Origin of the sequence: Meinhardsimonia xiamenensis, assembly GCF_900102905.1 — a bacterium.
GTDB classification, from domain to species: domain Bacteria; phylum Pseudomonadota; class Alphaproteobacteria; order Rhodobacterales; family Rhodobacteraceae; genus Meinhardsimonia; species Meinhardsimonia xiamenensis.
This window is the reverse complement of sequence record NZ_FNFV01000007.1, coordinates 45967-60540: the sequence shown is the minus strand read 5'-3', so window position 1 is coordinate 60540 and position 14574 is coordinate 45967. Positions and strand designations below refer to the sequence as shown.

The 14574-nt window shown below is 69.5% G+C and carries 11 protein-coding genes and 1 tRNA gene; 1 reads left to right on the top strand and 11 read right to left on the bottom strand.

The genetic code is table 11. The features are described from left to right. Positions 1-59 precede the first annotated feature (59 nt). A complete protein-coding gene (gene ilvN / locus BLQ14_RS13345; RefSeq protein ID WP_092501068.1) occupies positions 60-623 on the top strand; it encodes an acetolactate synthase small subunit in 564 nt (187 codons plus the stop codon). A 13-nt stretch (positions 624-636) separates the two neighbouring features. Here the strand turns inward: ilvN and tdh are convergent, their stop codons facing one another. From tdh to BLQ14_RS13290, 11 genes are all read right to left on the bottom strand, one after another. Beyond that, entirely contained in the window at positions 637-1665 is a 1029-nt protein-coding gene (gene tdh, locus BLQ14_RS13340; protein ID WP_092501124.1) for an L-threonine 3-dehydrogenase, read from the bottom strand. A gap of 8 nt (positions 1666-1673) precedes the next feature. Continuing rightward, a complete protein-coding gene (locus BLQ14_RS13335) occupies positions 1674-2867 on the bottom strand; it encodes a glycine C-acetyltransferase (RefSeq protein WP_092501067.1) in 1194 nt (397 codons plus the stop codon). Between the two features lie 79 nt (positions 2868-2946). Continuing rightward, positions 2947-5772, bottom strand: a complete 2826-nt coding sequence (locus BLQ14_RS13330) for a [protein-PII] uridylyltransferase family protein (RefSeq protein ID WP_092501123.1) — start codon at positions 5770-5772, stop codon at positions 2947-2949. Positions 5773-5849: 77 nt separating this feature from the next. Then, on the bottom strand, positions 5850-7166 hold the full coding sequence (locus BLQ14_RS13325) for an acetylornithine deacetylase/succinyl-diaminopimelate desuccinylase family protein (protein ID WP_092501066.1): 1317 nt from the start codon (positions 7164-7166) through the stop codon (positions 5850-5852). A gap of 102 nt (positions 7167-7268) precedes the next feature. Further along, positions 7269-7344: transfer RNA gene (locus tag BLQ14_RS13320), tRNA-Val, on the bottom strand. A gap of 92 nt (positions 7345-7436) precedes the next feature. After that, a complete protein-coding gene (locus tag BLQ14_RS13315; RefSeq protein ID WP_092501065.1) occupies positions 7437-8795 on the bottom strand; it encodes a TRAP transporter large permease in 1359 nt (452 codons plus the stop codon). Then, a complete protein-coding gene (locus BLQ14_RS13310) occupies positions 8792-9325 on the bottom strand; it encodes a TRAP transporter small permease (protein ID WP_092501064.1) in 534 nt (177 codons plus the stop codon). The genes BLQ14_RS13315 and BLQ14_RS13310 overlap by 4 nt, the downstream gene beginning before the upstream one ends. Beyond that, entirely contained in the window at positions 9325-10368 is a 1044-nt protein-coding gene (locus BLQ14_RS13305) for a TRAP transporter substrate-binding protein (protein ID WP_092501063.1), read from the bottom strand. The genes BLQ14_RS13310 and BLQ14_RS13305 overlap by 1 nt, the downstream gene beginning before the upstream one ends. Positions 10369-10487: 119 nt before the next feature. Continuing rightward, positions 10488-10901 (bottom strand): acyl-CoA thioesterase, encoded by a 414-nt coding sequence (locus BLQ14_RS13300; protein ID WP_092501062.1) that lies wholly within the window; start codon positions 10899-10901, stop codon positions 10488-10490. Then, on the bottom strand, positions 10891-12426 hold the full coding sequence (locus tag BLQ14_RS13295) for an indolepyruvate oxidoreductase subunit beta family protein (RefSeq protein WP_092501061.1): 1536 nt from the start codon (positions 12424-12426) through the stop codon (positions 10891-10893). The genes BLQ14_RS13300 and BLQ14_RS13295 overlap by 11 nt, the downstream gene beginning before the upstream one ends. Further along, positions 12423-14570 carry a thiamine pyrophosphate-dependent enzyme gene (locus BLQ14_RS13290; RefSeq protein ID WP_092501060.1) on the bottom strand — a complete coding sequence of 716 codons (2148 nt, stop codon included), beginning with the start codon at positions 14568-14570 and terminating at the stop codon, positions 12423-12425. The genes BLQ14_RS13295 and BLQ14_RS13290 overlap by 4 nt, the downstream gene beginning before the upstream one ends. Positions 14571-14574 lie beyond the last annotated feature (4 nt).

Genomic DNA, 14574 nt, shown 5'->3' with positions numbered 1-14574 from the left:
CCACCTCGAAGGCAGGGCATGTGCCCTCTGCGGCGCAAGGCCAGAAGGAGAAGGAAGGGATGTCTCCACTGAAGATCGAAAAGGGCACCTCGCGCCATTCGGCCTATGACCTGCGCGACCCGCACGCCGCGCCGGAGGAGACCCACACGCTCGCCGTGGTGGTCGACAACGAGGCCGGGGTGCTCGCCCGTGTCATCGGCCTGTTCTCGGGGCGCGGCTACAACATCGAGAGCCTCACCGTGGCCGAGACCGACCACGAGGGGCATCTGAGCCGCATCACCATCGTCACCAAGGGCACGCCGGCGGTGATCGAACAGATCAAGGCCCAGCTCGGCCGGCTGGTGCCGGTCCACGACGTGCACGACCTCACCGTAGAAGGCCCGGCGGTCGAGCGGGAGCTGGCGCTGTTCAAGGTGACGGGCGAGGGAGAGAAGCGCATCGAGGCGCTGCGCCTGGCCGAGATCTTCCGCGCCAATGTGGTGGACTCGACACTCAAGAGCTTCATCTTCGAGATCACCGGCACCCCGCAGAAGATCGACGCCTTCGCCGAGCTGATGCGGCCCCTGGGTCTGGTGGAGATGGCGCGCACGGGCGTTGCCGCGCTGAGCCGGGGGGCGCGCTGAGCGCCCCGCCCGCTCAGCTCCAGTCGAGCACGACCTTGCCGGAGTTGCCCGAGATCATCACCTCGAACCCGCGCGCGTAGTCCTCGGCGGCAAAGCGGTGCGTGATGACACCGCGCAGGTCGAGCCCGTTCTCGATCATGGCGATCATCTTGTACCAGGTCTCGAAGATCTCGCGGCCATACACGCCCTTGATCGTCAGCGCCTTGAAGACGATGCGCGCCCAGTCCACCGGCACGGGCCTCGGCGGGATGCCGAGCATGGCGATGCGCCCGCCCATCACCATGTGCTCCACCATCTGCTCGAAGGCCGCGGGGCTGCCTGACATCTCCAGCCCCACATCGAAACCCTGGGTCATGCCAAGCTCGGCGATCACCTCGTCGAGGCTTTCCTCGGCGACATTGACCGCCCGCACGCCGCGCACCACCTTGCGCGCAAGATCGAGACGGTAGGGGTTGATGTCGGTGATCACCACGTGCCGCGCGCCCACATGCCGGGCCACGGCCGCGGCCATGATCCCGATCGGCCCGGCGCCGGTGATCAGCACATCCTCGCCGACGAGATCGAAGCTCAGCGCCGTGTGCACCGCGTTGCCGAGCGGGTCGAGAATTGCGCCGAGCTCGTCGTCGATCGCCTCGGGCAGCGGCACCACGTTGAAGGCCGGAAGGCGGAGATACTCGGCGAAGGCGCCGGGGACGTTGACGCCGATGCCGCGCGTCTCGGGGTCGAGGTGGAACTTGCCCGCCCGCACCTGCCGCGAGTGATGGCCGATGATGTGCCCCTCGCCCGAACAGCGCTGACCGGGTCGCAGATCCTCCACGTCGCGGCCCACCTCCACGATCTCGCCGGCGAACTCGTGCCCCACCACCAAGGGCACGGGCACGGTGCGGGCGGCCCATTCGTCCCATTTCCAGATATGCACGTCGGTGCCGCAGATGCCGGTCTTGCGCACCCGGATCAGCACATCGTCGGGGCCGATCTCGGGCACCGGCACCTCGCGCATCGTGAGCCCCTCGCCCGGGGCCTCCTTGACGAGCGCGCGCATCATGCGGCTCATGACACGATCCCCATCGCCCGCCCCGCCGCGGCGAAGGCCTCGAGCCCGCGGTCAAGGTCGTCGCGCGTCAGCCGCGCGTTCATCTGCGTGCGGATGCGCGCCAGCCCCTTCGGGACCACGGGGTAGAAGAAGCCAGAGACATAGACGCCGAGATCATAGAGCCGCGCGGCCATCTCCTGCGCCGCCTTCGCCTCGCCCAGCATCACCGGCACGATCGGGTGCTCGCCGGGCAGAAGCTCGAAGCCGAGCGCGGCAAGCCCGTCGCGCCAGTAGCGGGCGTTGTCGGCAAGTCGCTCGCGCAGATCGTCGCCGGCCTCGGCGATGTCTATCGCCACGATCGAGGCGGCGCACACCGCCGGCGGCAGCGCGTTGGAGAAGAGATAGGGCCGGGCACGCTGGCGCAGCACCTCGATCACCGCCTGCGGCCCCGCGACATAGCCGCCGATCGCGCCGCCCAGCGCCTTGCCGAGCGTGCCGGTGAGGATGTCCACCTTGCCGTCAACGGCGGCGCGGTGCGGGCTGCCGCGCCCCTGCGGGCCGATGAAGCCGGTGGCGTGGCAGTCGTCCACCATCACCTGGGCGCCGTATTTCTCGGCGAGTTCGCAGATCTCCGGCAGCGGGGCGAAGAAGCCGTCCATCGAGAATACCCCGTCGGTGGCGATCATCACATGCCGCGCCCCGCTCTCGCGCGCGGCCCTGAGCGCCGCCTCGAGCCCGTCCATGTCACCGTTCGGGTAGCGATGCCGCTGCGCCTTGCAAAGCCGGATGCCGTCGATGATCGAGGCGTGGTTGAGGCTGTCGGAGACAATGGCGTCCTGCGCGCCCAGAAGCGGCTCGAAGAGCCCGCCGTTGGCGTCGAAACAGGCGGCGAAGAGGATGGCATCATCCTTGCCCAGATACTCGGCAATGCGCCGCTCGAGCGCGAGGTGCAGCTCGTGCGTGCCGCAGATGAACCGCACCGAGGCCATTCCATAGCCGAAACGCTCCATCGCCTCGGCCGCGGCGCGGATGAGGCGGGGGTCGTCGGCAAGGCCGAGGTAGTTGTTGGCACAGAGGTTGAGAAGCTCCCGCCCCTCCACCGTCACATGCACGCCCTGCGGCGAGGCGATGGGGCGCTCGCGCTTCATCAGCCCCTGCGCCGCGATTTCGGCAAGCATCTCCTCGAGGTGGCGGGTGAATTCGGGCGTCATGGGTGTCTCCCGATAAGCGAGTCGAGTCGCCCCGATCATGCCGCGCCTGCGCCCAAACCGCCACCGTCGGCACGCGGGTTCAAGCCCCCGGCACCCGCTCGAGGGCAGCACCGATCACCTCGGCCGCGGCCTCGCCGCTGCGCGCGACGCGCGGCGCGAGCTCGGCCGCATCCGCCGCCCCCGCAAGCCGCAACAGAAACGCCTGCCCACCGGCGCCGAGCCGCTCCCAGTCGAGGCGGCTGGCCCCCATCAGCCGCACCCCCGCCTGCAGCGACCAGAACAGCGCATGCGCCTCGAGAAGCGTCTGCGCCTCCTCCTCCCCCAGCCATCCGAAACGGCGCGCCGCGGCGATCTGCTCGGGCGCGTCGCGCGCGGGGTCGCCAGTCAGAAGCGCCCCGGTCTGCGCACAAAGCCCGATGTCGAGAAGCCGCCCCGGCCCGAGCTTCGGATCCCACACCCCCTCGCCCGGCCGCTCGGCGGCAAGGCGCGCGCGCATCTCGCGCACATCGCGCAAGGTCGCCACCGCATCGCGCGGCGCGGCGAGAAGCTGACGCCGGAACGCCTCCACCGCCTGCCCGAGCGCCGCCTCGCCCGCGACGGGCCGGGCGCGGGTGAGCGCCAGATGCTCCCAGGTCCAGGCCTCGGTGCGCTGGTAGTCGCAAAACCCCGCGAAGGAGACGGCCACCGGCCCCTGCCGCCCCGATGGGCGCAGGCGCATGTCCACCTCGTAGAGCCGCCCCTCGGCCGTGGGTGCCGAAAGAGCGGTAACGAAGGCTTGAGTGAGCCGTGCGTAATAGCTGCGGGTGGCCAGCGGGCGGCGCCCCGTCGAGGCCTCCTGGCCGCCGGGCTCGTAGATGACGATCAGGTCGAGGTCGGAAGCGGCATTGAGCCTGCGCGCGCCGAGCGAGCCCATGCCGATCACCGCCGCCCCCTGCCCCGGCGGCGGCCCGTGGCGGGTGGAGAATTCCTCCACCACCACCGGCCAGAGGGCCGCGAGAACCGCATCGGCCAGATCGGCATATTGCCGCCCCGAGGTTTCGGCATCGATGAGCCCGCGCAGAAGATGCACGCCGATGCGGAAGTGCCACTCCTTGGCCCAGGCGCGCGCGGCATCGAGACGCGCCTCGTAGTCGCCCGCCTCCGCGAGCCGCGCCGCGAGCGCGGCGGCGAGCGCCTCGCGCCCCGGCCAGTCGGCGAAGAAGTCGCCGCCGAGCACCGCGTCGAACACGCCGGCGTTGCGTGAGAGATAGCGCGCAAGCTCGGGCGAGATGCCGGCGATGTCGACCACAAGATCGATCAGATGCGGGTTGGCCTCGAAGAGCGAGAAGAGCTGCACGCCCGCGGGCAGGCCGGCGAGAAAACCGTCAAGCGCCATCAGCGCCTCGTGCCGGTTCGCTGCACGGTCGAGACGGCGCAGGATCTCGGGCAAGAGCCGGTCGAAGATCTCCCGCGCCCGCGCCGAGCGCAGCGCCGGGTAGCGCCGCCAGCCGTCGACGATTTCCTGCTCGTGCTCCTCGAGCACCAGTTCCGGCGCCTCCGCCTCACGGCCGCCGGCGCCGGGGGCGAAGAAACCCTCGGTCAGCTCATGCACGCGCGCGAGGCGCTCGGCGATCTCCTGCCGCAACTGCCCCTCGTCGCGGTCCATGAAAGCCGCGAGGCGGGCGAAGCCCTCGGCAGTGCCGGGCAGCTTCTGGGTCTGGGCATCGGCGATCATCTGCAACCGGTGCTCGAGCTCGCGGTGCGCGCGGTAATCGGCCGTGAGCGTCTCGGCCACATCGGCCGGGATCCAGCCCTTCTGCGCCAGTCGCTCCAGCCCCTCCACCGTGCCGCGCACGCGCAGATCGGGGTCGCGCCCGCCGGCGATGAGCTGCCGTGTCTGGGTGAAGAACTCGATCTCGCGGATGCCGCCGCGCCCGAGCTTGATGTCGGTGCCCTCGAGCGCCTCCGGCCCGGGCAGGCCGCCGAGCCCCTTGTGCTCGCGGATGCGCAGCCGGATGTCATGGGCATCGCGGATCGCGGCGAAGTCGAGATGGCGGCGCCACACGAACGGGCGCAGGCGCTCCAGAAAGCGCTCGCCCGCGGCAATGTCGCCGGCGGCGGCGCGGGCCTTGATGTAGGCGGCGCGCTCCCATGTGCGGCCCTCCGATTCGTAATAGGCCTCGGCCGCGTCCATCGACAGGCACACGGGCGTGACCGCCGCATCGGGGCGCAGGCGCAGATCGGTGCGCCAGACATAGCCCTCGGCCGTCTGCTCCGAGAGCGTCGCGGTCATCCGCCGTGTGGCACGCACGAAGACCGCGCGCGCCTCGGCCACGTCCTCCGGCGCGAAGCGGTCGTTGTCAAAAAGGCAGATGAGGTCGATGTCGGAGGAATAGTTGAGCTCGAAGGCCCCCATCTTGCCCATCGCCAGCGCCACCATGCCGGCGGCGGTGGCGCGATCCTCCGGCCCCATGCCGGGCAGCCGGCCGCGGGCGAGATCGGGGGCGATCGCGGCCTTCAGGCTCATGTCCACCGACAGGTCGGCAAAGCGGGTGAGTGCGTGCGTCACCTCCTCCAGCCGCCATGCCCCGCCGAGATCGGCGAGCGCCACCAGAAGCGCCACGCGCCGCTTGGCCTGCCTGAGTCCCGAGGGCAGCTCGCCGTCACCGAGCCCCGCCGCCTCGGCCATCACCGTCTCGAAGGCATCCTCGGGACTCTGCTCGAGCGCCGCCGCGGCCCAGTCGCGCTCCCGATGCAGAAGCGCGGCGAGATAGGGGCTGCACCCCGCGGTGCCGGCGACGAGTTCGGCAAGCTCCGGTACAAGTCCAGGAAACAGCGCCACCGCCTCGCGCCCGCGCTCGGGCTCGAAGGGGCGGGGCGCGCGGGTGAGGCGGGCGGCAAGGGGAGCGTGCGTCACCGTCGTCATGGCGCGAGACTGAAGAGCGCCGGCGGCAAGGTCAACGCCCCGCATCGCATCGGCGTCGCACTTCCGGCGCCGCGGGCTCAGCGGGGCGTCCGCTCCGCCCGCAGAAGATCGGCAAGCGCCAGCGCCATCACCTGCGCGGCTTCCACCATGTCCTCGACGCCCACCCACTCGTCAGGCTGGTGCGCGAGGTCGAGAATGCCGGGGCCATAGGCGATGCAGTTCTTCAGCCGGCCGATGCGGTCGATGTGCTTCTGGTCATAGGTGCCGGGCGAGACGACATATTCGGGCGCCCGGCCCAGCACCGTCTGCACCGCCCGCGCCACCCCCTGCACGACCGGCGCGTCCCGGTCGGTCATCGTCGGGATCACCTCGTGCAGGTCGCGCAGCTCGAAGGAAAAGCCCGGCCGCTCGCGCGCCAGCCGCTCCAGCATCGACAGCACCTCGTGCTTCACCTCCGAAAGGCTCTCCTCGATGAGGAAGCGCCGGTCGATGACGATCCGGCAGCGGTCGGCCACGCAGGGCGCGGGAAAGCCGGTGAACCCTTCCTCGGGCTCGGGCTCGCCGCCGTGGATGGAGTTGATGTTGAGGGTTGAGCGGCGCGCGCCCTCGGGCACCACCGGCATCGCGGTGTGGCGCGTCTCGAGAAGCGGGTAGAGCCATGTCTCGATCTCGTGCAGCACCGCGCCCATGTGCCTGATCGCGCTGTCGCCGAGAAAGGGCATTGAGCCGTGGGCGATGCGCCCCTTCGTCTCGATCTCGGCCCACCACACGCCGCGATGGCCAAGGCAGATGCGATCCTTGTTGAGCGGCTCGGGGATGATGACGTGTTGCACGCGTTCGGGGCTGAAATAGCCGCGCTCGGCGAGATGGGCGACGCCGCCATAGCCGCCCGATTCCTCATCGGCCGTGCCGGAGATCTCGATGGCGCCGGCGAAATCGGGGCAGACGGCCAGAAACGCCTCCGCTGCGACGATGGAAGCGGCGAGCCCGCCCTTCATGTCGGCCGCGCCGCGCCCGTAGAGGCGCCCGTCGATCACCTCGCCGCCGAAGGGATCCACGCTCCAGCCGTGGCCGACCTCGACGACATCGGTGTGGCTGTTGAAATGCACGCAGTCGCCCGGCCCCGCACCTTCGCGGCGCGCGACGATGTTCCAGCGCGGCCAGCGGTCGGAATCGCCCGGCGCGCCCTCCGCGCGGATGAATTCGCAGACAAAACCCGAAGGCTCGAGGCGGGCGGCGATGAATTCGCAGATGTCGCGGTAGTGCCGACCCGGCGGGTTCAGCGTGGGGATGGCGATGAGCGCGCGCGCAAGTTCGACAAGCGCCTCGCGCCGCGCCGCAACCTCGGCCATGAGCCGGGCCTCAAGCGCCTCGCTGTGCCGCGCCGTCTCCATCGCGCGCTCCCTCTTGCCTCCCGCACCGGAGTTGTGCCGGGCCGGCGAAGAGATGACAACCCCGCTCCGGAGGAGCGCCGCGAGGGACAGCGGCCGGGGGCATGGTGGGCGGTGACGGACTCGAACCGCCGACATCCTCGGTGTAAACGAGGCGCTCTACCAACTGAGCTAACCGCCCATGCCGCCGCTGCCATAGCCCGGCCTGCGGGCCGAAGGCAAGGGCGCGGGCGCAGAGTGCGCCGCGCACCCTTGGCCAATGGCGCCGCCCGCTCAGCCGCCGAGTACCCTCGGTAGCCAGAGCACGACCACCGGGAAGGCGACGAGCAGCGCGACGCGCACGAGTTCAGCAAGGAAGAAGGGCATCACCCCCTTGAACGTCTCGCTCATGGGCGTGTCGGTCGCCAGCGCCGAGATGACGAAGACGTTCATCCCCACCGGCGGCGTGATCAGCCCGAGCTCCACCACGATGAGCGCGAGGATGCCGAACCATATCTTCAGATCCTCGGTGCTCATGCCGAAGCCCGCGCCCTCGGCCGGCATGTAGAGCCCGCCGTTGAGATCGACGAGCACCGGCCAGAAGAACGGGATGACCAGAAGGATCATCGACAGGCTGTCCATGAAGCAGCCGAGAAAGATCAGCGCCAAGAGAAGGAGCAGCATCACCGTCATCGGTGCGACGCCCGACTCGATGATCCAAGCGGCAGTGGCCTGCGGCAGGCCGATGCGGCTCATGTAGATCTTCATCAACTCCGCTCCGAGCAGGATCAGATAGATCATGCCCGTGGTCGCCGCCGTCTCCTTGAGCGCACCGATGAAGCTCTTCCAGCCGATGTTGCCCGTGGCCACCCCGTAGATCGCCACCAGCGCCACACCCACCGCAGCCGCCGGCGTGGGGTTGTAGAAGCCGCCGTAGATGCCGCCCAGCACGATGCCGAAGATGGTCAGCACCGGCAAAAGCCCCAGCGTGGCGGAGATGAACTCCTCCCGCCCCACGCCGCCGTGGGAGGGGCCCGCCTCGGGGCGCACCCAGACATAGATCGCGATGGTGAGAATGAAGAGGATCACCGCGAGGATGCCCGGCAGCAGTGCCGCCGCGAACATGGTGACGATGTTGGCCTCGACGATGATGGCGTAGATGATCAGCACCACCGAGGGCGGGATGAGAATGCCCAGAACGCCGCCCGCGGCAAGCGAGCCCGTGGCGAGCGCGCCGGAATAATTGTAGCGCTTGAGCTCGGGCAGCGCCACGCGCCCCATGGTCGAGGCGGTGGCCAGAGACGAGCCGCAGACCGCGCCGAAGCCTGCGCAGCCGGCGATGGCGGCCATGGCGGTGCCGCCGCGCATCCAGCCAAGCCAGGCGTTCGCGCCCCGGAACAGCGAACGGCTCAGCCCGGCCTTGGAGGCGAGCGCCCCCATCAGCACGAACATCGGCACCACCGACAGATCGAAGATGGAGAACTGCCCCCAGGCGAGCGTCTTGAGCTGGTTGAACACCGGCGCCACGCCATTGACGATCGTGATGCCGATGCCGCCCACGAGGATCATGGCATAGGCGATGGGCATGCGGATGGCGATCAGCCCCACCAGCACCGCCAGTGACACGAGCCCCAAGGTCACCGAATCCATCATGCCGAGCCTCCCGAGAGTCGACGGCCAAAGGCGCCGCGGATGTCCTCGCTCAGGGTGATGAGCGATGCCACGGCAAGCAGCGCCAGCGAGATCAGGATCGGCACAAAGGCCCACCAGATCGGCAGCTGAACGATCGCCGTGGTGTAGTCATATTCCTTCTGGTCGAGCATGCCGGCATACATCCGCCAGAGCAGCAGAAGGCTGAACAGCAGCGCCACCACCGAGCCCAGCAGGCTGAAGAAGGAGACAAGCCGCGGGCTTGCATTGGCGGTGAAGATGTCGGCGGTGACATTGGCCCGGTGCAGCTGGCAGTAGGGCAGAAAGGCGAAGGCCGCCACCGCCACGCCGACCTCGGTCAGCTCGAAATCGCCTGGAAACGGCACCCAGACGACGCCGCCGATCACCGACAGCACGTTCATCACCACCACGGCAATGAGCAGCATCCCCCCGCCGATCGCCCAGAGGTCGATCAGACGGGCAGCCGCCCCGACGATGCCGGGGCGGCCCTTTTCCGTGCTTGCAGCGCTCATCAGGCGGCGGTGTTGGCCGAGACGAGTTCGCGCGCCTTGGCCACGAGGCCGGCACCGTCGATGCCCTTGCCCGTGACCTCATCGACCCAGCGCGCCACCACCGGCTGCATCGCGTCGCGGAAGGCCTGCGTCTCTTCCTCGGTCAGCACGATGTGCTCGTTGCCGGCATCGACGGCGACCTTGATGCCGAAGTCGTCGGAGGCGCGCCAGATGCGGCCCACCTCGGCCCACCAGTCGCGGTTCGAGGCGTCGCGGAAGGCCTGCTTGATGTCGTCGGGCAGGCTGTTCCAGCGACCCTTGTTCATCGACACCTGGAAGGTGGTGGTGCCGAAGCGCTCCTGCTTGTAGCCCTCGATCTGATACTTGGTCTGCTCGTGAATCTTGAGCGGCGGGATGATCTCCCAGGGGATGAAGGCGCCGTCCACCACGCCCTTCTGCAGCGCCGAGGGCAGCTCGGGCACGGGCATGGCCACCGGAACCGCGCCGAGCGACTCGATGATCCAGGCGCCGGTGCGGGTCGGAATGCGCATCTTCATGCCCTGCAGGTCCTCGGGGCGCCGCACGAGCTTGTCGCGCATGTGAATGCCCTGCCCCGCATGCACATGCAGGAACATCACCTCAAGGCCCTTGTATTCGTCCCGCAGCTCCTCCTCGAACATGTCGTGAAGGGCGAGGTTCGCCGCCACCGGGTCGTTGACATAGACGGTGGGCAGCTCCATCACCTCGGTGCGCGGGAACTGACCGGGGGTGTAGCCGTTGACCGTCCAGATGATGTCGACCACCCCGTCGCGGGCCTGCTGGACGAGCTCCGGCGGCCGGCCGCCGAGGGTCATTGCCGGGTAGATGTCGATCTTCACGCGGCCGCCGGAATTCTCCTCGACCTGCCGCGCCCAGGGTTCGAGCATCTTGGTCTGGGCCGGCGCCTTGGCGCCGAGAAGATGGTGCAGCCGGAACACATGCTCGGCCTGTCCGAAGGCGCGCGTCGCCCCCGAGATGACTGCGGGCATGGCCACCGCCCCGGCGATGAAGCTTCTGCGTTTCATGGGTATCCTCCCCTTTGGCTTCCGACCTCGTCCAGACCGGCGGGCCAAATCCTCTTTCCGGCCCTGAGAGCGCGCGATGGTCGGGCAGCGCGCGCAACCGGTCATTTACCCATCTTGCCTCACCCTGCAAGCATCTCTTTGATCTCTCGCGGTATCGGGCAGGCCTCGATGCCCGATCCGTCCGCCGCGCGCCGCACCAGAACGCGCTTCTCGAATCCCTCCACCGCCAGCTTCTCGCCCCGCATCAGCCGATGCTCCACCTCGAAGCTCGAGCGGCCAAGCCGCGCGATCCGCGTCTCGATCTCCACCGTCTCGCCGAAGCGCGAGGGGATGTGGAAGACGGCGCGCGTGTCCACCATCGGAAAGCCGACGACCCCGAAGCGCGCGATGAGCTCGGGCTTGGGCAGGCCGGCGGCGGCGAAGAGATGCGCCGTGGAGGCGTCGAACCACTCGAAATAGCGGGGATAGAAGACGATTCCCGCCGGGTCGCAGTGCCCCCACTCGATTTCGACGCGGCGCGTGTTACTGAACATGAACGGTCTCCGCTCTGAGCTTCGGGGGAGCGGCGCGGGCCTCACACTCACCGGCAAGAAAGGCGTCCAGCGCGCGATGTTCCTCATCGGCAAGGGCCGCGGCAATCGCCCCGCGCAGCCGCGCGGCATGCGCCTCGGGATCGGCATAGGCAAGCGCGGGGCGCACCACCTCGGTGAAGATGCGCTCATAGGCGCGGCACCCGCGCTCAAGCGTGTCGGAGTAGCCCTTTCTCAGCCGCGGCAGAGCCGCCAGCGCCTCGGCGAGGCCCGGTGCGGCCGGCAGCGTCGCGTGCATCGCATCGAGCCATTCCTCGATGGCCGATGTCTCGCGCGCGAACCGCAGCGAGCGCCGCCGCAGACGGCGCATGGCGGCAAGGCTGCGCAGCAGCCAGAAGCCGAGTACGCCGGAGGAGCGCAGCCTTACCCCGCGGCCCAGGAAAGGCAGGCCACGCCCCCGCTCCACCCGCGCCATGATCCGCCGGCCAAGCGCGGCGGGCAGCATGTCCGCAAGCTCCTCGGCGCGGGGGCGGAGATATTCGGTGACATGCAGGATGTCGCCCCGCCCCATGCGGGCCTCCTCGCGGATGCGGGCGAAGCGCTCGGGCCGCGTCTTGAGCTGGGCGACGCGGGGGATGTCCTCGTAGGCCATCCACAGCGCCAGCCGCCGCGCCGCCTCGGTGACGGCGTTGAGGTGGCGATGATCTCCCCCCGCGGCCGCCGCCGCGAGCCGCCCCACCCGCTCGAGATAGAGCGCGGCATAGGCGGCGTCCTGATACTCGACGAGCCGGGCATGGCCGAGCGCGGCGACCTCGCGCAAGGGCTCGGGCCAGTCCGCCGTGCCGGCGGGAGGCTCTGCCACAACGGGCGCGGAGGGCTCGGAGGCCCGCGCGGTCTCGCCCGCCTTGTCCTCGCCGGCGACGGCCGACCAGCCCGCGGCAAAGCCGCGCCGGTTCGCCTCCGCCGCCCGGCCGTCGCCAAGCACCGCCTCGCAGGCCTCGCGCGACAAGGGAAGAGCCCCGCTTGCCGCCAGCGCCCCGAACAGCGTGGCGCTGATGAAGGTGCCCTCGCGCTCGGCGATTGCGGCCAGATCGTGCAGATGTGCGGTGCGCGCCATCGCTTGCGCCGCCTCGGTGAGCCGGGCGCTGTCGAACCGCCCCTCGCCCAGCGCGGCCTTCTCGGCCGTGGTCAGCACCCGGTTGGTGGAGGCGATGAGCGTGGTCAGCCGGGGCGAGACGAAACCCGCTTCCATCGCCCGCCCCGCCTCGGAAAGCTCGGATGCCACAACAACATCGACCCGGCCCGCCATGGGCACCAGGCTCATCACCGCGCGGCTCTCGGGCGGGGCGATCTCGATGTAGTAGCTCGTCGAGCCCGTGCGCTGGGCCACGCCCGGCACCGAGGTGGCCTGCACGGTGAAGCCTTGCGCACGGGCGGCGGCGACGATCCAGTTCATCAGCACGCCGCCCCCCTCGCCGCCCATGGCGCAAATGAGCAGGCGCAAGGGCGTGTCCTCGGCCGCGCTCATGCCACCGCTCCGAGCGTGAAGAAGCGCCTCATGGCTGCACGCAGCCGCTCGAAGGGGCTTGGGTTCGTCACGATGTCCGCCTGCCAGAAGGAGGGGCAGAGCGTGGCGGCATGGGCGTTCTCGCCGCACAGCCCGCAGCCGAGGCAGCCGTTGGTGACATGGGCCACCGGGTCGGTCTTGAGCGGGTCGCTGGCGGTCTTCACCGTCAGCGTCGGGCAGCCCGAGAGGCGGATGCAGGAGTGATCGCCGGTGCAGGTGTCCTCGTCAACGCCGTAGCGGGTGCGCACGACCCGCTCACCTGCGGCAAGCGCCCTGGCGCGCAAGGGGCGCACGCGGCGCTGGCGCTCAAGCTGGCATTCGCCTTCGGCAACGATCACCTTGAGCCCCTTGAACGGCGCGCGGAACGCCTCGATCAGCGTCTTGCGCATCTCGTCCACCCGGTATGTGTGAACTGTGCGCAGCCATTGCACACCCACCCCCTTCAGCGCGTCCTCGATGGTGTGATCTTCGGCCGTGGCGCTCGCCGCGCCCGCGCGCGCCTTCTCCCGCCGGTCGGGGGAGGAGATCAGTTCCTGCGTGCCGGTGGCCGAGGTGTAGCCGTTCTTCATGATCAGAAGCACGCCGTCGCCGCCGTTCTTGAGCCGCGAAGTGACGCCGGAGAGAAGCCCGTTGTGCCAGAAGCCGCCGTCTCCCATCACCGCCAGCGGCGGCTTGGCCTGAAAGCTCGCCACCGCGGCGTTGGAGGCAAGGCTCATCCCGTAGCCGAGGATCGAGTTGCCGAAATGGAAGGGAGCGAAGGTGGCGAAGGCGTGACAGCCGATGTCGGCGGAATAATGCACCTCGCCGATTTCGCGCGTGGCCAGCTTCAGTGCCGCGAACACCGGCCGCTCGGGGCATCCGGTGCAGAAGGTGGGCGGGCGCGGCGGCAAGGGCGCCTGCAGGTGCCGCCGCGCCTCTTCCTTCAGCATGGCGATCTCGTCGGCATAGGCGCGGGCCGGCACGCGGTTGCCAAGCGCGGGCTTGTGGCGGGCGAGAAAGCCGGCCACCCCTTCCACCAGCACCTCGGCGCGGTATTCGCCCGCCATGGGCAGCACGTCCTTGCCCGAAAGCGCCACGTCGATGCCTGCGCGCCGCAGGATCGAGCCGATCTCGTGCTCGATGTATTCGGGCTGGCCCTCCTCCACCACCAGAAGCGCGCGCTTGCCCTCGGCGAAGGCGGCGATCTCCTCGGGCACCAGAGGATAGACGACGTTGAGGGTGAGAATCGGTATCTCCGAGACCCCCGCCGCATCGGCAAGCCCGAGTTCCATCAGCGCGCGGATGAGCGCATTGTGCACGCCCCCCTGCACGATGATGCCGATGTCGCTCTCCCGCCCCTCGTGCAGCTCGTTGAGCCCTTGCTCGCGGATGAAGCGGCGGGCGGCCGGCATGCGCTCGGAATACTTGCGCTTTTCCTGGGCAAAGGTGGCGGGCGGGTGCGCGAGATGGTCGTAGAGATGTGGCGCGGGCTTCTCGAGGATCTCGCGCATCGACACGCGCGGGGCGCGGTTGTCCTGGGCGGTGAAGCTGCCGACGAGATGGCAGGCGCGGATGCGCAGCTCCATCATCACCGGGGTGTTGGAAGCTTCCGAAAGCTCGAAGGCCTTGCGCGTGCAATGGGCGATGCAGGCAAGGTCGGGGCGCGGATCCATCAGCCAGAGCGCCGATTTCATGGCAAAGCCATGGGTGCGCTCCTGAATGACGCTCGCTCCCTCGCCATAATCCTCGCCCACAACGATGAGCGCGCCCCCCGTCACGCCGGGCGAGGCAAGGTTGGAGAGCGCATCGGCCGCGACATTGGTGCCGACAATCGACTTCCAGGTGACCGCACCGCGCACGGGATACATGATCGACGCGCCCAGGAGCGCCGCGGCCGAAGCCTCGTTGGTGCAGGGCTCGACGTGCACGCCGAGCCGCTCCATCAGGGGGCGGGCCTGCACCATCACGTCGAGCAGATGCGACACCGGCGCGCCCTGATAGCCGCCGACATAGGAGACGCCCGACTCAAGCAGCGCCTTGGTGACGGCAAGGATGCCCTCGCCATGAAAGGTCTCACCCGCGCCAAGCTCGAGACTCTCGATCTCCTTGGCGAATGAGCGCTCCATGCGC